This window comes from Gordonia sp. Z-3 (assembly GCF_036233855.1).
GTDB lineage: Bacteria > Actinomycetota > Actinomycetes > Mycobacteriales > Mycobacteriaceae > Gordonia > Gordonia tangerina.
On the sequence record NZ_JAZARS010000001.1, the window covers coordinates 294,074 to 311,700 of the forward strand.

At 65.1% G+C, this 17,627-nt stretch carries 19 protein-coding genes; 6 read left to right on the top strand and 13 right to left on the bottom strand.

Annotated features, from left to right (window positions below):
- Nucleotides 1-59: 59 nt before the first annotated feature.
- The 12 genes from groL to VX037_RS01300 all read right to left on the bottom strand — a co-directional run bounded on the left by groL (nucleotide 60) and on the right by VX037_RS01300 (nucleotide 13,704).
- Nucleotides 60-1,736 carry a chaperonin GroEL gene (groL, locus tag VX037_RS01245; RefSeq protein WP_266062308.1) on the bottom strand — a complete coding sequence of 559 codons (1,677 nt, stop codon included), beginning with the start codon at nucleotides 1,734-1,736 and terminating at the stop codon, nucleotides 60-62.
- Nucleotides 1,737-1,769: 33 nt separating this feature from the next.
- Complete coding sequence (locus VX037_RS01250) at nucleotides 1,770-2,795, bottom strand: NAD(P)-dependent alcohol dehydrogenase (protein ID WP_266062310.1); 1,026 nt, start codon at nucleotides 2,793-2,795, stop codon at nucleotides 1,770-1,772.
- Entirely contained in the window at nucleotides 2,792-3,559 is a 768-nt protein-coding gene (locus VX037_RS01255; protein ID WP_235725068.1) for an iron-sulfur cluster assembly protein, read from the bottom strand. The genes VX037_RS01250 and VX037_RS01255 overlap by 4 nt, the downstream gene beginning before the upstream one ends.
- Nucleotides 3,556-4,602: an amidohydrolase family protein gene (locus VX037_RS01260; protein ID WP_235725067.1), complete on the bottom strand. Its 1,047-nt coding sequence runs from the start codon at nucleotides 4,600-4,602 to the stop codon at nucleotides 3,556-3,558. The genes VX037_RS01255 and VX037_RS01260 overlap by 4 nt, the downstream gene beginning before the upstream one ends.
- Nucleotides 4,603-4,691: 89 nt before the next feature.
- The gene (gene mimD / locus VX037_RS01265; protein ID WP_328713043.1) at nucleotides 4,692-5,030 is read right to left on the bottom strand and encodes a propane 2-monooxygenase effector subunit MimD; all 339 of its coding nucleotides are present in this window, start codon (nucleotides 5,028-5,030) and stop codon (nucleotides 4,692-4,694) included.
- A gap of 8 nt (nucleotides 5,031-5,038) precedes the next feature.
- The gene (locus VX037_RS01270; protein ID WP_328712963.1) at nucleotides 5,039-6,145 is read right to left on the bottom strand and encodes an aromatic/alkene monooxygenase hydroxylase subunit beta; all 1,107 of its coding nucleotides are present in this window, start codon (nucleotides 6,143-6,145) and stop codon (nucleotides 5,039-5,041) included.
- A gap of 26 nt (nucleotides 6,146-6,171) precedes the next feature.
- Nucleotides 6,172-7,212: a 2Fe-2S iron-sulfur cluster-binding protein gene (locus VX037_RS01275; RefSeq protein WP_235725065.1), complete on the bottom strand. Its 1,041-nt coding sequence runs from the start codon at nucleotides 7,210-7,212 to the stop codon at nucleotides 6,172-6,174.
- Between the two features lie 170 nt (nucleotides 7,213-7,382).
- A complete protein-coding gene (locus VX037_RS01280; protein WP_328712964.1) occupies nucleotides 7,383-9,020 on the bottom strand; it encodes an aromatic/alkene/methane monooxygenase hydroxylase/oxygenase subunit alpha in 1,638 nt (545 codons plus the stop codon).
- 172 nt (nucleotides 9,021-9,192) lie between these two features.
- Nucleotides 9,193-10,485, bottom strand: a complete 1,293-nt coding sequence (locus VX037_RS01285) for a serine hydrolase domain-containing protein (protein WP_372475210.1) — start codon at nucleotides 10,483-10,485, stop codon at nucleotides 9,193-9,195.
- Between the two features lie 96 nt (nucleotides 10,486-10,581).
- Nucleotides 10,582-11,757, bottom strand: a complete 1,176-nt coding sequence (locus tag VX037_RS01290; protein WP_328712966.1) for a pyridoxal phosphate-dependent aminotransferase — start codon at nucleotides 11,755-11,757, stop codon at nucleotides 10,582-10,584.
- Nucleotides 11,758-11,863: 106 nt separating this feature from the next.
- Nucleotides 11,864-12,697, bottom strand: a complete 834-nt coding sequence (locus VX037_RS01295) for an aldo/keto reductase (protein ID WP_266062318.1) — start codon at nucleotides 12,695-12,697, stop codon at nucleotides 11,864-11,866.
- A gap of 65 nt (nucleotides 12,698-12,762) precedes the next feature.
- Nucleotides 12,763-13,704: an NADP-dependent oxidoreductase gene (locus tag VX037_RS01300; protein WP_266062321.1), complete on the bottom strand. Its 942-nt coding sequence runs from the start codon at nucleotides 13,702-13,704 to the stop codon at nucleotides 12,763-12,765.
- 188 nt (nucleotides 13,705-13,892) lie between these two features.
- Between VX037_RS01300 and VX037_RS01305 the strand changes: the two genes are divergently transcribed.
- Nucleotides 13,893-14,426 (top strand): SRPBCC family protein, encoded by a 534-nt coding sequence (locus VX037_RS01305; RefSeq protein WP_328712968.1) that lies wholly within the window; start codon nucleotides 13,893-13,895, stop codon nucleotides 14,424-14,426.
- A 14-nt stretch (nucleotides 14,427-14,440) separates the two neighbouring features.
- On the opposite strand, the gene VX037_RS01310 is transcribed toward VX037_RS01305, so the two are convergent.
- Entirely contained in the window at nucleotides 14,441-14,914 is a 474-nt protein-coding gene (locus VX037_RS01310) for an NUDIX hydrolase (RefSeq protein WP_328712970.1), read from the bottom strand.
- A gap of 116 nt (nucleotides 14,915-15,030) precedes the next feature.
- Between VX037_RS01310 and VX037_RS01315 the strand changes: the two genes are divergently transcribed.
- The 5 genes from VX037_RS01315 to VX037_RS01335 all read left to right on the top strand — a co-directional run bounded on the left by VX037_RS01315 (nucleotide 15,031) and on the right by VX037_RS01335 (nucleotide 17,581).
- On the top strand, nucleotides 15,031-15,570 hold the full coding sequence (locus VX037_RS01315) for a hypothetical protein (RefSeq protein WP_235725058.1): 540 nt from the start codon (nucleotides 15,031-15,033) through the stop codon (nucleotides 15,568-15,570).
- A gap of 62 nt (nucleotides 15,571-15,632) precedes the next feature.
- The gene (locus VX037_RS01320) at nucleotides 15,633-15,848 is read left to right on the top strand and encodes a hypothetical protein (protein WP_235725057.1); all 216 of its coding nucleotides are present in this window, start codon (nucleotides 15,633-15,635) and stop codon (nucleotides 15,846-15,848) included.
- 20 nt (nucleotides 15,849-15,868) lie between these two features.
- On the top strand, nucleotides 15,869-16,378 hold the full coding sequence (locus VX037_RS01325) for an O-acetyl-ADP-ribose deacetylase (protein WP_235725056.1): 510 nt from the start codon (nucleotides 15,869-15,871) through the stop codon (nucleotides 16,376-16,378).
- Nucleotides 16,379-16,502: 124 nt separating this feature from the next.
- Complete coding sequence (locus VX037_RS01330; protein WP_328712972.1) at nucleotides 16,503-17,225, top strand: LpqN/LpqT family lipoprotein; 723 nt, start codon at nucleotides 16,503-16,505, stop codon at nucleotides 17,223-17,225.
- Between the two features lie 65 nt (nucleotides 17,226-17,290).
- The gene (locus VX037_RS01335) at nucleotides 17,291-17,581 is read left to right on the top strand and encodes a hypothetical protein (RefSeq protein ID WP_328712973.1); all 291 of its coding nucleotides are present in this window, start codon (nucleotides 17,291-17,293) and stop codon (nucleotides 17,579-17,581) included.
- Nucleotides 17,582-17,627: the final 46 nt, after the last annotated feature.

A 17,627-nucleotide genomic window follows, 5' to 3' on the forward strand; every position in this document is an offset into this window, starting at 1 on the left:
CGCACTCGTCCGGATCGCGGCCGGCCCAGTTCAGGGGAGGCCCGCGCGGGGCCCGCCGGTCAGTAGATGTTCGACGGCCGCACCATCCCTTCGGCCAGGTCGCCGAAGCCGGGCGCATCGATCGCGCCGGGATGGGTGAGCACCTCCTCCACCACTGCGGTCTCGGTGGTGATCAACAGCGCCGCGATGGATGCGGCGCTCTCCAGTGCTGCCCGCGTCACCTTGCACGGGTCGATCACACCTTCGTCGAACATGTCGCCGTACCCACCGGTCAGCGCGTTGAAGCCGTGCCCGATGGGCAGTCCGGTCACTACACGCACCACCTCGTCCCCGTCGAATCCGGCGTTCATGGCGATCCAGCGCAGCGGTTCGGCGAGTGAGCGCCGCACCACGTCGATGCCGACCGCTTCGTCGGCGACCGCTTCGGCACCCACCGGGTCGCCATCGGTGGTCAATGCCTCCAGCGCGCGATGGGCTTGGGCGAGGGCCGTGCCACCGCCGGACACGATGCCTGCCTCCACGGCTGCTCGCGTCGCGGCCAGTGCGTCCTCGACGCGGAGCATGCGTTCCTTGAGTTCGACGCTGGTGACGCCGCCGACCCGGATGACGGCCACCCGGCCGGTCAGCCGCGCGATCCGCAGTTCGAGGGCGTCGCGGTCGGCATCGATACGGGCCCGACCGAACTGTGCCTCGAGCTGCCCGACTCGTGCGTCGACCATCGACTGGTCGCCATGCGCGCCGACGATCGTGGTCTCGTTCTCGGTGACCGTGACCCGGTCGCAGGTGCCCAGAAGCTCGAGCGAAACCTCCGAGAGCTCGAGTCCGGTGTCCTTGGCGATCACCTGCCCGCCGAGCGCTATCGCGAGGTCCTCGAGTTCGGCGACCCGCCGGTGTCCGAAACCGGGGGCTCGCACCACCACCGATTGCATCGTCTTGTGCATGTTGCCGCCGACCAGCAGTTGCAGGGCAGGACCGTCGACCTCCTCGGCCAGGACCAGCAGCGGCCGGTCGGCACGCTTGGCCGACTCGACGGCGGGCATGATCTCCTGCACCGAGGTGATCTTCTTGTTCGTCAGCAGCACGACCGGGTTGTCGAGGACGGCCTCCATGCGTTCGTGGTCGGTGACCATGTAGCCGGAGATGTAGCCGTGGTCGAACTCGATCCCGTCGACCACGTCGACGGACAGTCCGAGGGCGTCGCTCTCCTCGGTGGTGATCACACCGGTGCGGCCGACATGCTCGACAGCCGACGCGATCACTGCCCCGATGACCTCGTCGTCGCTGGCGGCCAGACTGGCGATCCGTTCGAGATCGGCCCGGCCGCCGATCTGCACGGCCTGATCGGTCAGCGCGTCGATCACGGCGGCGACCGCTCGTTCGATACCGCGGCGGACGCGCATCGGGTTGGCGCCCTGATCGACGGCACGTAGGCCTTCGCGGACCATGGCCTGCGCCAGCACCGTGGCGGTGGTGGTGCCGTCGCCGACCACCCCGTTGGTCTTCATGGCGACTTCTTTGACCAACTGGGCGCCCATGTTGGCGAAGGGATCTCGCAGTTGGATCTCCCGGGCGATGGTGACCCCGTCGTTGGTGATGGTGGGTGGGCCGGTGAGCTTCTCGAGGACCGCGTTGCGGCCCTTGGGTCCGAGGGTCACCTTGACTGCGTCTGCCAGGGCGTTGACGCCCCGTTCCAGCCGTAGCCGCGCTTCGGCGTTGTAGCGCAACTCTTTGGCCATGGTGTCACTGCCTTTCGTGATTTGTTTTGGGAATCAGGGGATGAGAATGGCGCGACCACGTACTCGGCCGGCGTCGAGGTCGTCGATCGCCTGCTGATAGTCGTCGAGGGCATATTTGGTCGTGTGTAGCGTGACCTTGCCCTGGGCGGCCAGGGTCATCAGCTCGGTCAGGTCGTTGTAGGACCCCACGAGATTGCCGATGAAGTTGATCTCCGTGGAGATGACGTCGATGGTGGGGACGTCGATGTTCTCGCCGTATCCGACGACGAAATAGTTGCCGGCGCGACGCAACATCGCGATACCTTCCGCGGTGGCGCCGCCCTCGCCGACGAAGTCCAGCACTGCTTCGGCACCGTGACCGCCGGTCATCTCGAGGATCTGCTGCACATGTGTGCCGTCGGCGACAATGCCGTGATGCGCCCCGACCTCGACCGCCAATTCCACTGCGGCCGGGTTGCGGTCGACGACGACGATGGTGACTCCCGAGATGGCGTCGAGCACCTGGATGCCGATGTGGCCCAGACCACCCGCACCGATCACCACACAGGTGTCGCCGGGCCGGGTCATGCGCGCGACCTTCGCCGCGGCGTGGTAGGCGGTGAGGCCGGCATCGGCCAGTGCCGCCACATCCGACGGCTGCAGTGAGTCGTTGATGCGGACGACACTGCGTGCGGTTGTCTTCAGATACTCGGCGTAGCCACCGTCGGTGTCGATTCCAGGGAAATCGCTGTTCTCACAATGGACGTCGTCGCCATCGCGGCAGGCCCGACACAATCCGCAGGTGATGAGCGGGTGCAGGATGACGGTGTCGCCGACGGCCACATTGGTGACGGCATCACCGACCGCATGCACCCAACCGGCGTTCTCGTGGCCGATCGTGTACGGCAACGTCACTTGGCTCTTCTCGGCCCACTGGCCTTCCAGGATGTGCAGATCGGTGCGGCACACCCCGGCCCCGCCGATCTTCACGATCACATCGAGGGGGCCGGTGATCTCCGGATCGGGGATGTCGGTGAGCTGTAGCTTGTCGTGGTATCCGACCACCTGGACGGCTTTCATGATGTTCTCCTCGGCGATCGCAGGTCGGTGATGACCGGGCCGCTGCGGCCATCGCAGTCGGTGTCGTCGGCGTATCGTGTGGCCAACAGGCCTCGGCAGAAATGCCCGTTGCCCTCGATGGAGATCCGGACCGATCGGGCGAAGCGCAGGGCCATGGCGATGTCGTCGCGTGCGACGGGATGGCCGTCGTCATCGACGAGGACAAGACTGTTGGGGCACAGGCTCAGCCCAGCGTTCACCCGACGGCGTAGCAGCGCGGCTTTCGCCGGCCCCGGCGGCAGATCCCGCACCGTGAGATGCCCTAGGTCGGCGATGGTGACCTCGCCGGACGCCAGCAGCGCGGATACGCAGCGCTCCATGGCGGCGGTGTGTGCCTTGCGGACGAAGATTTCCCGTAGCTCGTCGAGGCTGTCGTCGGCCTCCGCTCCGAAAGTCCCCACATAGCCCGCCTCCGCGGCCAGACCTGCGTTGATCTTGTCGCTGTCGTGGTGGTCGTCGAGTAGCACACGGACCAGTCCGATGTCGTCGATCTGATGCAATGCGTCCTGTGCGTCGGAGGCCATCAGATAGGCGAAATTGGGTGAGCAGAACGACGTGGGAAGCCGTAGGTGCACGGTGACGCCGTCGTCGTCGATCAGGATGGAGCGGACGAAGTTGAGGTCGGTGATCGGTTCGTCGAGCTCGGGATCGACCACCGTGCCCAGCGCGGCGAGGACGGCGTCGGTGACCGTGGTGGTCACCGGCCCGTCGGCCACCGCGGTCATGCGCTCACCGCGTCTTTGGCGCCGGCTGCGACCTCCACACCGGGGTCTGCGGCATCGGTGGGAATTCGCAACTCCTCTGGCACTTCGATGTTGGGATACAACGCGGCCGCGTTGAGGCCCAGGATCTTCTTCTTCTGTTCGACGGTGATGGGCGCGTATTCCGTCATGTCCTCAGGGATCTGGAAGTCGACGAATCGCTCGACCAGCCACTGCGGGGTCCACAGCGCGTAGTCGGAGGCGAACAGGATCTTGTCTTCGCCGATCCAGTAGAGGAGTTCGCCGATGATCTGGGCGAAGTAGCGCGGTCGGGTGTGGATGAACGGGATGGCAACGGCCAGGCCGCCGTACACGTTCGACTCCTGGGTGGCGATCCAGCAGAAGTCCTCCAACCGGGGCAGACCGACGTGTTCGATGATGAAGTTCAGGTCGAGATAGTCGGTGGCCACCTTGTCGACGTCGGCGACGTCGAAGGCATCGCGATCCAGCGGCCGGATGGTTGGCCCCTTGTGCACGTGGACGTTCTTGATGCCCAGCTCGATACATTCTTCGAGGTACCGTCGCGACCACGGGTCGTCGAGTTTGTATCCGCGTGAGTCGCCGTGCCATTCGGCGGTGTAGAGCTTGACGCCCTGCAGCTGCATGGTCTCGGCGTCGCGCCGGAGTTGGACCAGGCCCTGCTCGCCGTCCCGCGGATCGTAGGCGTGGTTGTAGGTCAGTTTGTCCGGATTGTCTTGTGCCAGCTTGAGTGAGTCGTCGACCTGGGCGAACCCGTTGACGTAGAACTCGCGCAGAATGGTGGCCTGGAAGATCGCGTGGTCGACTGGGCCGTTGACGAACAGATCGTTCCACAGCCGATCTGCGCCGTAGTAGCAATAGGTGTCGTAGTCCCAGACCTGTTCCTCGGGGCTGAGGTTCTTGTGATAGTCGTAGAAGCAGTCGATGAACTGCTTGCCGTGGATGTTGCGCTGATTGGATTCGCGGCCATCCCACAGGTGGACATGGCCGTCGACGATGAAGTACTTGTCGCCGTTCTTCTCGTACATGCTTCTCACTCGTTCTCTCTGTTGGGCTGGAACAGGTCGGGGTGGAGATCACCGCCCGGGGGTGGGTAGCCACCCCCGGGCGGTGAGGTTCACGAGGACGCGGTCAGGTCGAAACCGATGAATTCCGCGGCGTCCTCGGGGCTGGCGAACAACATCGTGCGGTCGTCGAGGTGGACCATGCGTCCGTAATGCGTAGAGCTGATCTCCTCGAAGACCGATCCGTCGAAGTCCTGGCCGAGGGCGTCGGTCAGTTCGTCGTAGTCGAAATCGAGACGGTTGACGCCGTCGACGCGGATCATCGACGGGTATTCGGTGAGTTCCACGCCCTCCTTTGCGCCCATCACGTCGGCGACCACCCGGCCGATCGGCGTGTTCATGAGCGTCACACCGCACATGTTGGAGAACTCGGTCTCGGCTCCGAATTGCATACTGGTGCTCACTGGTTCAACTCCTCGGGGATGTCGGCGTCGATGGATTCGAGGACGCTTCGGAACTTGGCGATCGCGGCGTCGAGGCTGGCGGCGAAGGTCACCGGCTTGTCGGCAGGCTGCGACCAGATCGGTTGCAGTGCCCGGGCTGCATCCAGACAACGCGGCACCCATACGGCCATCCACTCGTTCAGCAAGGCCTTGTTGGACTCGCCGTAGGTCTCGTCGCGGGTGAGGATGCGGAAGAGGTTGCGGGTGTAGGCGAGATCGCGGTCGTAGTCGTACTCGCCCGTGCCCACGATGGTGGGGGTGATGTAGTCGCCGTTGCCCGCGGCCACCTGCATGACGAGTTCGGAACGGAACAGCGAACCCACCAGCTGCTCGAAGACGATGTTGGTCGCGAACAGCAGCTGGCACCAATCACCGACCGCCGTCAGTCGCTCCACTGTCTCCCGTACGGGTTGCCACTCGGGTGCGTTCATCCACACATCACGATGTGCGCTGCCGTCGAAATCGTCCTCCGCCTCGGCGAGGTCGAGGTTGAACAGGGCCAGATCCTGTGCGAACCGCATCTTGTGGGCCGCGTTGACCGCGACGGCGGTGTTGATCATGTTGGTCGGGCCGGACCGCTGGATGGAGGTGAACACATGGAGCGCGAGGCCGTTCTCCGCGTGCATCCAGGCACCGAGATTGCGTTCGATGAACTTCAGCCACGGCTTGTTCCACACGTCGTAGGCGCGGGCGCGTTTGGCGTTCTGCAGGCACAGGTCCACCTGGTGTACGACCGCCGAGTTGTTCCGGTAGATCGTCTGATCCCATTCCTCGTTGGGATCGAGAAAGGCATGCCAGTTGCTGGATTTCGCGGCCGTCCATTCCTGCGGGTAGCCACCCGGTCCGTCGCCGAACCCGTAGATCCACCCTTGTGTCAGGTGACGTTCCGGGTCTGGCTGGACGTCGACGGTGACGTCCTCGTAGGTGGTCGCACGCTTCTTGGCCGGCTGATAGTAGTTGTACTTGCGGCTCTTACTGCTCGGGAATTCCTTGGCGCCGGCTTCGGCGTCGGTGAATTCGATGGAGGGGAAGCTGCGTTCCCGCGGTTCGGTTGGTGCGGACATACCTTTCGTTCCTGTCGTTCGGGCTTCTAGTCGAAAGCCGGGCTGGTGAACTTGTCGTAGAAGATCTGGTCCCTGGGCACTCCGGCCGTCTCGGCGAGGGCCAAGGCGGCGTCGACCATCGGGGGCGGCCCGCAGAAATACACCTCCGTTCGCGCTAGGTCGGGTTCGCATCCCTTGACGATGTCGGTGACGTTGCCTTCGACCACGTGCACGCCGTCACCGACGTCGGCCATGGATTCCGACAGGCATGCGGTGAACGAGAAGTCGGCGATCTTTGCACCGAGAGAGGCGATCTCGTCGAGATAGAAGAGGTCGGCGGCCGTCCGCGCACCGTAGTAGAAGCGCACCGGACGGTTGATCTCGTTCTCGCTGATGTGGCGCAGAAGCGATAGCAGGGGGGCCATGCCGGCGCCGCCGCCGATGGCCACGATCGGAAGCACATGGCCGCTGCGCAGCGTGCACGACCCGTACGGACCGTTGACCATGATCTCGTCGCCGACGGAGAGTCCCTCCTCCAACATCCCGGCGAAGAGGCCTCCGGCGTACTTCTTGATGACGAACTCCAGTTTGTCCGGCGTCTGCTGAGTGGTCGCGATGGAGAACGACCGCTTCTCGTCGGTGCCCGGGATGAAGAGGTCGACGTACTGACCGGACTTGAACTCGAATGCCGCGGGTTCCACGACGTCGAGGCGCAAGGACACGATGTCGCGGGTCAGCGGTTCGATCGCGGTGACCCGGGTGCGGACATCCTGGATCGGTGCGCCGCCGAGCAACTCGTCCTCGTCGAAGTTGAGCAGTTCGATGTCGCAGTCGCTGTATGCGTATGTCCGGCAGAGGAGTACGTACCCCTCGGCCTCTTCGGCGTCGTTGCACGCGAACGTCGAGTAGTCGTCCATCTGGACGTCACCGTCGAGCATGTACGACTTGCATGCCGAGCACCGACCTTCGCGACATCCGTGCATGAGGTGGATGCCCTGTCGGAACGCGGCGTCGAGGATGGTCTCGTCCTCGGTGACCTCCATCTCGATGTCGACGGGTTCGAAGTTGATGCGGTGGGTGTCGGCCACGGGTTCTCCTGTGTGAGTGGTGGTGTGGCGTGGTCTCGATACGTTCCTCGCCTAGCGGCTCGGAACTACTCGACCACCGGTTGGGCTGGTGGGCCCCCGGTTCGCTGGTCGAGTAGCCGGCGAGCCGCTAGGCGAGGCGGCGTATCGAGACCACCTGGCAACCCGCGGCCTCAGGCGGGGACTGCCCCGTTGCGGTTGGCCTTGTATGCCGCGACATGCGCGTCCCGCTCGGCGTCCGACATCTCGTTCAGCAACACGTTCGGACTCTGGAAGGTGTTGCCGCGGACATCGTCCAGGGTCCACATCTTTTTCGGATCGAGATCGAGGTGCGGTTGTGGGATCAGCGTCTTGCCGTCGTCGCGGACGTAGCCGAGATCGGTGATGATGTCGGCGAGATCCTTGCCGTGGTGCAGGGTCTCCCATTCGCGGAAACCGGTGAGGCGACCCATGTTAGGCGTCTCACGGCCCTCGTACTCGCCGCGGAAGGCGGTGGTGTCGGTCCACGCACAGGTTTCCGAGCAGTAGGTGCGCCACTGGCCGTCGACCTTGTCGGTGACCATGTCCTCACGGATCACGCACGGCACCATGCAGGTCCAGCAGCGGTGCGGGTACTCGTAGTCGACATCCTCGAAGGCGATCGGCTTGTTGCGACCCGGGTAGGCGAGACGGTTGTAGTTCTCCCACCACTTGCCGAACTTGTTGTACCACCCGGGGTACTTCTCTTCGAACCACTCGAAGTCCTTGTCGGTCATGGCGTCGATGCGCCAGTAGTTGACCGGCCAGCCGGTGGCGAAGAAGCGGGCCACGTCGTGCACGTAGTGCTTGTCGACGATGCGCTTCCACGCCTCCTCCACCAGATCGTGCGGAATCGTCAGACCGTACTTCTCCAGCGGCAGAAGATAACTGCGGTAGTAGTCGTCGTAGATCCAGCGACGCCACATCTCCGCGTAGCTCTCCCGGTCCTTGCGCCGGTCCTTGGTGCCGTACTCGATGAAGGTGCCGATGGCGGCGTCGACGACGCAGTGGTTGTTCCACCACGCGTAGCGCAGGTCGCGCTCGAGCAGCGGGCGGTTGCGCTCGTCGGCCAACGCCATCAACAGGATGGAGTAGCCGTTGGAGATGTGGCGCGACTCGTCGGACTGCACCGAGTGGAAGACGGTGGGCAGCAGGTAATCACCGTTGGCGGCCGCCTCATCCGGCATCGCGACGAACAGGGTGTTGGTGAAGGCGGTCTCCGCGACAACCGTCAGGTAGATGTTGGCTGCGGTGATCGCGTCACCGGTGATGAACCCCTCGCCGAACTGGCGGCCGATGGTGCCGGCGTAGTTGTTGGCGAACGCCTTCTCGGTGATGTCGAAGCCGGCGGGATCGATGTAGTTGTTCATGTACAGCTTCTTGAGGTTCATCTGGATCGTCGAATGACGAACCTCGTCGATCATCTGTACGGCGAGACCGTTGTGGATCTCCGGGTTGGGGACCGCATCGATGGCCATTGGCATCGCACGCGCTGCGGAGATCTCCGGGAACGGGATGATCGACAGGAACAGCTTCTGCCATTCCAGCCACCGTTCCTGGACCTGCCGGAACATGTTGCCGCGGATGGCGCCGTCCATGGCGCCGTAGACGCGATTGTCCTTCTCCTCCTCCATCGGGAAGTAGGACCGCATGATCTGCTTGAGAGGGTCCTTCTTCGGAGCCTTCTCGAAGGTGTAGTCGGTGCCGAACCGGGTCGCCGGTGTCGCGAAGGTGGGCTCCCACGACAACTCGGTGATCTTCGCATGTGCTTTGGTCAAGCTCTGCCTGCTCAATGTGCGCCTCCTCGTGAGAAGGCCGACGAGGTGCCGGCCTGCTGGGCTGGAGCGCCTCCGATGTAACCCTGTGATTCAGGTCATATGCGTCTCAGTGTGAGACGGCGAGCACATTGATCTGGCGTGGTCGGGCATACCTGCAGGTCAGCGCATTCCTACCCGGGCGTGATCATCAGGGCGAGGTGCACTTCAGGGCGTCGTACACGGCGGTCTCGAATCCGAGATACGCATTCAGCGCCGTCGGATCGAAGAACGGGAACAGCTGCGTTGCCCAGAAGCCACCGATCCTGCTGCGCCGGTCGATCCAGAAGTAGAGATTGGCCAACCCGGCCCAGCTGAGGGCGCCGGCCGGCCGGCCGGTGGGCACGGGCTCTTCGTTGATCATCGCCGTCAGCCCCCACGTCTTCGGCACGCCGGGGAAGAACTCTGCGTCGTGGGACAGCGCTGGGATCGCGCCGTGCAGCCGGTCCACCCGCCGGTCGCCGAGCTGATCGCGTTCGGCCATCTCGATCGTCTCGGGCCGCAGGATCTGATCCCCGCCGTCCGACAGACCGTCGTTGAGCCACATCCGGATGAAGGCGAGGTAGTCGCGGACCGTCGAATACAGTCCATGGCCGCCCATGTGCAGTTCCGGTTCGTCGGGCAGTGCCCATTTCCGGTTGGTCTTGAGACCACCGTCGGGCGTGCGGTGATGCATCAGCGCACGCCGGCCGGACATCTCGCCGGTGAGTGTGAACGCCGTGTCGGCCATGCCGAGCGGGGAGAACACGCGCTCGCTCATCACCTCGCCGAGCCGCCGGCCGGTGATGCCCTCCACAACCTGCCCGGCCCAGTCGACGTTGCTGCCGTAGCACCACGACGTGCCCGGATCGAACAGCAGCGGTGTGGTCAGCGACTCGCGGGTGGCACTGATGGTGCCGGGCACACCGTGCTCCTGGGCCAGACGGCGATAGGACTCGTCGAAGAAGTCGTACCCGAATCCAGCCGTATGCGTGAGTAACTGGCGAGTCGTGACAGCCGATCGCGGCGCGCGCAACCGTGGATTCCCGTTGCCGTCGAAGCCCTCGAGGACGGCCACGTCGCCCAACCGCGGTGCATAGTCGGCGGCCGGTGCGTCGAGGTCGAGGCTGCCGTCCTCCACGAGCTGCAGCGCAACCGTCGCCGTGATCGTCTTGGTGGTCGAGAAGAGCGCGAAGACACTGTCTGTGGTCACTGCCTCGGTAGTCTTTGCCTCGGTCGCCCTTGCCTCGGTGGCCACTGGGTCGGTGACGATCGGGTCGGACGTCGAGGCGAGGGCGCCGTCGACCGCGCGCACTCCGCCGGCGGTCAGTGAGAGGAGCTTCTCGGCGGAGGTGGTGCCGGCGACGACGCCCGGTAACCGGGGGGCGCCGGCGGTCGCTGCGGCGACAGCCGTCTCGGTAGCCGCGACGATGGCTGCCGTGTCGACCTCGTACGGACTGCTCACCTTGTCATCCTCCTCGAACCCGGCCCCCGACAGATCCCCTCCATACGATCGGCAGTGTATGTGTGCGGCGCACGACAGTCGACGGCCACGCCCCGGTCAGGGATGCAGCGAGCCCACGAAGTCGCCGAGCCGCCGCAGCCCCTCGGTCAGATCGTCCGTCGAGGCGGCATAGGACAGGCGGACGTGGTCGTCGGCGGTGTGATGTCCGAAGTCCTTGCCCGGTGTCAGGGAGACGTGTGCCTGCGCCAACGCCCGGTCGCAGAACTCAGCCGAGGTCAGGCCGGTGGGGGCGACGTCGATGTAGACGTAGAACGCGCCGTCGGGCGCGACCGGCACCGACAACCCGATCCGATGCAGACCATCGATCACCAGTTCGCGGCGGATGCGGAACTCGGCGCGGCGCGCCTCGGTGAGTGCGAGCGATTCGTCGGTGAAGCACTCCAGGGCGGCGTATTGGGCGGGTGTCGGCGGGCAGATGTAAAAGTTCTGCGCCAAGCGTTCGAGTACCGGCACCATCTGCTCGGGCACGATGCACCACCCGAGCCGCCACCCGGTCATGCCGAAGTACTTGGAGAAACTGTTGATCACGATCGCGTCAGGATCTGCGGCGAGGATGCTGCGTGGCGGGTGGCCGTCCGAGTCGTCGGCCAATCCGAGGTAGATCTCGTCGACGATACGCCATCCGCCGCGGGTGCCCACTTCGCCACAGAGGCCGGCCAACTCGTCGAACGGCACCGACGTGCCGGTCGGGTTCGACGGGGAGGCCACCATCACGCCCCGCGTCCGCTCTCCCCAGGCGTCGGCGACCAACTCGGTCGTGAGTTGGAAGCGGGTCGACGGTGTCGTCGGTATCAGTCGGACTCGCGCACCGTAGCTCTCGGCGAAGCGGCGATTACATGGATAGGACGGATCGGCGACCAGCACCTCGTCACCCGGATCGATCAACGCCGCACAGCTCAGCAACAGTGCGGCCGACGCCCCCGAGGTCACCACCACCCGGTCGGGGTCGACCTCGCATCCGAAGTGTCGTGAATAGAACCCGGCGATCGCCGACCGCAGCTCGGGTAGGCCGAGCGCTGCGGTGTAGGCCAGCTGACGGCCGTCGGTGAGGTCGCGTACCGCCGACAGGAACGCCGGTGGCGCACCGAAATCGGGCTCGCCGATGCTGAGTTTCACGACGTGGTGGCCCGCCGCCTCCAACTGCGCGGCACGCTTACCGAACTCCATCGCGTAAAAGGGCGCGACCGCCTCGGCCCGCTGGGAGAACCTCATGGCGCCATTGTGCTCTGGCGCCGAGGTCGAGCGGGTCCAGGGGTCGCGCCCTGCGTACGGCAGATGGTGTCCGGACCGACCTCCTGTCACGGACGGTCCGACCTCATCACGGGATGTAGTTGAACTCGTCCGGGTTCGGTCCGCGACGACGGTCCTTGTTCATCCCGTCGATGGCGGCCATGTCCTCAGGTGAGAGGTCGAAGTCGAACAACGCGAAGTTCTCCTCGACGCGTGAACGGGTCACCGACTTCGGGAACACGATGTCGCCGCGCTGGATGTGCCACCGCAAGGTGACCTGTGCCGGGGTGCGGTTCTTCTCGCCGGCGATCTTGGTGAGGACCGGGTCGTCGAGGACGTCGCCCTGCGCGATCGGCGACCACGCCTCGGTGGCGATTCCATGCTCGGAATTGAACGCGCGCAATGAATTCTGAATCAGATAGGGGTGCACCTCGATCTGATTCACCGCGGGCACCACGTCGGTCTCGGCGAACAGTCGCTCGAGGTGGGCCTGCTGGAAGTTCGACACGCCGATGGCGCGGGCCTTGCCCTCGGAATGGATCTTCTCCAGTGCGCGCCACGTCTCGACATAGTCGACATCGATGCCGGGCAACGGCCAATGGATGAGGAAAAGGTCCACGGCCTCGACACCGAGGTCGGCCAGCGTCTGTTCGGTGGCGCGCAGCGCGTCGTCGTGGGCGTGGTAGCCGTTGTTGAGCTTGCTGGTGACGAAGATCTGGTCACGAGGGATGCCGGATTCGGCGACCGCCTGACCGACCTCCTTCTCGTTGCCGTACATCTCGGCGGTATCGATGTGGCGGTAACCCACTTCGAGCGCGGCAAGGGTGGCGGCCTTGGTGTCCTCCGGCGGTATCTGGAATACGCCGAAGCCCAGCTGTGGGATCTCGACGCCGTTGTTGAGGGTGATGGTGGGTACTGACATGGGTGATGTCACCTTCCTCGTCAAATCGAAAATTGCACCGTTCTGTGTGGTCGTACCCGGTGGTCTCAGGGCACGAGGATGAATTTGCCTCGCGGATGGCCGATCTCGAGCTCGGTGAGCGCGACCGCGGCGTCGGCGAGCGGGAACGTCTTGGCCACTTCGGTGACCAGCGAACCGTCGGCGGCGCTCGCGATCAACGGTTCCACCGCTTCGGCACGATGGCGGCGACTACTCGGTGTGCTGCCGTTGACCAGGACGATGCCGTCGGACGCGCGGCCGAATGCGGCGATGCTGACGATCTTGCCGGGGTTGTCGACGAGTTCGAGCGATGTGTCGATCGCCTCGTCGGTACCGGTGGTGTCGATCACCGATGTGATCGGACCCGGAGCGGCATCGCGGACGCGGTCGAGCAACCCGTCGCCATAGGTCACCGGGATCGCCCCGAGGGACCGAAGATGATCGTGGTTGCGCGCAGACGCAGTCGCGAGCACAGTCGCACCTGATGCCCGGGCCAATTGGATCGCGATGACGCCGACCGCCCCCGATCCGCCGTGGACCAGGACGACGTCCCCACTCTCGACGTGTGCGGTGCGTACGGCGTCGGCTGCGGTGACCCCCACCAACAGGAGGCCGGCCGCATGCTCGAAATCGAGCTCGTCGGGGATGCGGTGCACGGAGGTCAGGTCGGCCGCCAGCCGGTCGGTGTAAGCGCCCTGGGCTCGATAGACGATCACCCGGTCCCCGACGGACAACATGCCGTCTGGGGTCACGGCGCCGTCGCCGACCGCCGAGATCACCCCGGCTGCCTCGAAACCGATCGGCAGCGGCAGTCGGGAATGGTCTCCGCCCATCTCACCTCGGACTGTCTTGGCGTCGGCAGGGTTCACCCCGATCGCCTTGGTCTCGACGATCGCATGGCCCGGGCCGGGCAACGGTGGCTCCGTCTGCACCAGCTCCAAGGCCTCGGCGGGGGGACCGTAACGGGTCGCGACGATTCTGTGGGCCATGCCCCGTTCAAGGTCGCGACGCCCCCGGAGTATTCCAGCAGTCTCGGACTCACTGGTGACGGGCGCGATAGGGGACAATCGGCCGAAGCCTCGAGGTGCTCGCGGCAGGCCTGGTGCAGGTGGGCTCGGTGGGCACATATTGAGTGGGCAAGTACTTGGTGGGCACGTGATGACCAGGAGGAAACAGCATGACGCTCATCCCCAGCGGACGCCGCCGACTGCGCCCGGAGGGCGACGCGGTGGAGTTCACCCGCACCTATCGCACACCGATTTCAGACGTCTGGGCGGCAGTGACGGAATCGGACAGACTGGCCCGGTGGATCGGGTTCTACACCGGTGACCCGACGCAGGGTTACGTCCAGTTCACCATGAATGCGGAGGGCGAGGACAACATGATCCCCGTGCGCTACGACATCCGTCGGTGCGAACCGCCGCGAGTCCTCCAGATCCGCGCCACCGACGACTTCGGCACCTGGGATCTGGTCGTGGAGATGGTCGAGGCCGACGGCATCACCACCGTGACTCTCGCTGAGATGGTCAACGACCCGACGGCGATCGAGAACACCGGACCGGGCTGGGAGTACTACCTGGACAGGCTGACTGCCGTGATGCTAGAAACCGACCCGGCCGCAGTCGATTTCGACGACTACTATCCGGCGCAGCGCGAGTACTACCGGCTCATCCAGCAAGCGATCGTCGACGACGCGACGTCGGCGAACTGATCAGAAGAACCCGATCAGCGACGAAACCAGGCTGCCTGATCGTCGCGCAGCGCCTTGTCGATGCGCAGCCGAGAAGTGGTGGCCAGGTCAGCGGGCAAGGCGTCCGGAGAGAACCACTCGACGGCGATGTTCTCGTCGTCGGCGGGATGTGGCTCCCCGTCACGGTGGCGGGCGAGGAAGCAGACATCGAGATACTGCGTCTGATCCCCGTTCGGATAGGTGATCATCGGGGTGACGTCGACACTGGTCAGCCGCTGCACTTCGGCGCGTACCCCGGTCTCCTCGGAGATCTCGCGCAGGATCGCACGTGCGGGCTCCTCCCCGGGTTCCAACACCCCCGACACCACCGCCCACTGACGGGTGTCGGCGCGGTGGGTCAGCAGTATTCGTCCATCGGAGTCGAGTACGACGGCACTGACGCCGGAGAGCCACAGTGGGCGGTGGCCGACGTGATGGCGCAGATCGCGGATGAATTCGGGAATCGGCACCCGTTCATCCTGCCGGTGCCGACGGAACCCGGCAAAAGGCGAGGTCGGGCGCGCGCGACGGAATTGTCGGTGCCAAGTGATTCACTGACCGCGATTCACTCACAGGAGGTGCGCACATGGACGAGTACCAGCCCGACCACACCGACGATCATGCCGATCGACGTCGACCGGACCGGCACCCGGCACACGCCGGACATCGCGCCCGGCGGCGGGCCGTGGACTGGCCGGCGATGGAGCGGTGGCTGGTGGAGTCGATGGCCGACATGGGGCGCGCTGCGATCCTCGACATCGGTCCGGCCGTTGCGCACCCCGACGACGAACATGACGTCGACTGCGCGCAGATCCAGGTGCTGGCCTCGCAGACCTATCTGGTCCGGTTGTCGACGACGCTGATGTCCGTACCGCTGCTCGCCTCGCAGACCGTCGGTCGCGACGCCCTCGACAGGTGGTTCTACGACGACACCTTCGCCGACTGCACCCACGGATTCCTGATGAGCCGTTCACGGCGGCGGGTCGCCGAGATCGTGGTCACCTGGTTCCGGGATCGGTGCGGATTCGCGGCGCCGGATGAGTTGGGATGCTCCTATCAGGCCTCGACCATCCTGCCGAGATCAGCGCCGACCGACCCCTCGGCGCAGCGTCAGGGATACCCCTGAACTTTCCCCGATTTCGCCTGCAGACAGGTGATTTTTCGCGCCAACCGGATCACAGTGGAGACATGACATCAACGAATCCCAACGGAACCACCAACAGCGGCATGACCTTCTGGAAGGTCCTCGGCGTCATCGCAGTGGTGCTACTCGCGCTCGCGATGGTGGGCCCACTGCTCAAGGGCCTGTTCTGGATCGCACTGCTCGGACTGGCGATCTACGGCGCATTCGCGTTGTACAAGGCGCGCTCGCGAAAGAACACCAACGGACCTGCGTCCTTCTGACCGATCGATAGCCTGGACGCATGACCACCATCGAGGTCACCATCGGCGATATCACCACCCAACGCGTCGACGCGATCGTCAACGCGGCGAACTCGTCGCTGCTCGGTGGCGGAGGTGTCGATGGAGCGATCCACCGCGCGGGCGGCCCGGCGATCCTGGCCGAATGCCGATTGCTGCGGGAGACGTCGCTGCCGTCCGGGCTCGAATCCGGCGCGGCCGTCGCGACCACCGGGGGCGACCTTCCGGCGCAATGGGTCATCCATACCGTCGGTCCGGTCTACGCCCCCGGCGAAGACCGGTCGTCTGTCCTCCGTTCCTGCTACACCCGAAGCCTTCGGTTGGCGCACGCCCTCGGCGCGGCATCGGTGGCATTTCCGCTGATCTCGGGCGGTGCCTATGGCTGGCCGGTCGACGATGCCGTCCAGCAGCAGGTTCGCGCTGTCAAAGGTGCGGATTCGACTGTCGAATCCGTTACGCTCGTGGCGTTTTCAAGCCGGATCGCCGACATCACACGCCGCATCCTCGCCTGAACCCCACATCGGGCGTCGCCCGACTATCCTCTGTGCGTGGCCGACTCAACGGGACCTGACTCAGCCGAATGCGGCGCGACCGTTCGCTGCGCGCACGGTGCATGCCTGAGGTGCGGATCGGCCGATGACCACTGACACCGGCAATGCCCCCGGTGCGGTCGGGGACGGCGCCGTGTTCGGGTCAGGTGACTGCCCCGCTCATGTCGAGTCACTTTCCGCACGTGCTCGTGATGACGCGGACACGCCGCCGGTGGAGCCGACCGTCCTGCGACCCCCTCGATTCGCCTACAGCTCGGCCGAGTGGCATCGCGCGGGTCGTGGGCAGTCGCAGTCGACCGACATCCCGATTCTGGATCGACTCGCACAGATGTCGGTGAGCGCAAGTCGCGTCACCGACGCCGACACCATTCCCGGCGAAATCCTGGTAGACGTCGACGACGACACCTGGAGCAGCGTGCTGGCGCCCGGCTATCTGCGGTTGTACCTCGCCGGCCATGGCCACGACGGCACCATCGCGATCGTGTTGACCCGCTTCGTCATCGATCACGCCGTAGCTGTGTCCGAGCTCATGGATCACGCGTTTGTCGAGGCTCGTTCATTGCCCGAGTGGGACGAGAGCGAAGCCACGCGTACTCAGCCGGGTTTCCGCACCGAGGGATCGTCGGTCCAGTCGGGAACCTACGTCGGTGATGACGAGACCTGGTTCTGTGCCATCCGGTATGCCGCCTACCGTCGCGGAAACGTCGCATATCTGCTGCACGCCACCGGAACCGCCCCGGCGCGCGAGGGTGCTGCGTTCCGCCGATCGATTACCGCCGCCGTCAGTTCGGTCCGATTCGACGACTGATCGGGACAGCCGCCCGATTCACCGATGGTCGACACACCAGCAGTTCAACACCGACAGGGGAGGACATGGTCCGACGCAGCGACCGAGTGGACGATCTCGAGCAGGTCTTGGCCGCCGACGCGGTCTTCGCCGACGACCCGGACGATCAGGGCTGGCTGACCGCTCGCGCCGCCGATCAGCAGATCTATGCGCGGATGGGCGATTTCCCCGATGAGGATCTCTGGTCACTCTGGCTCGGAGATGGGCGATGGATGGACTTCACGGTCGCACCGGCGCGTTGGACGCTCCGGATACCGGGACGTCGGCGCCCGACCGGAACGCGCCCACGACTCCCGAAAAACGAGTTCCACGAATGACCCTGGGCTCGCAGCTGCCCGGTGTACCGCTGATCCGGGATACGCT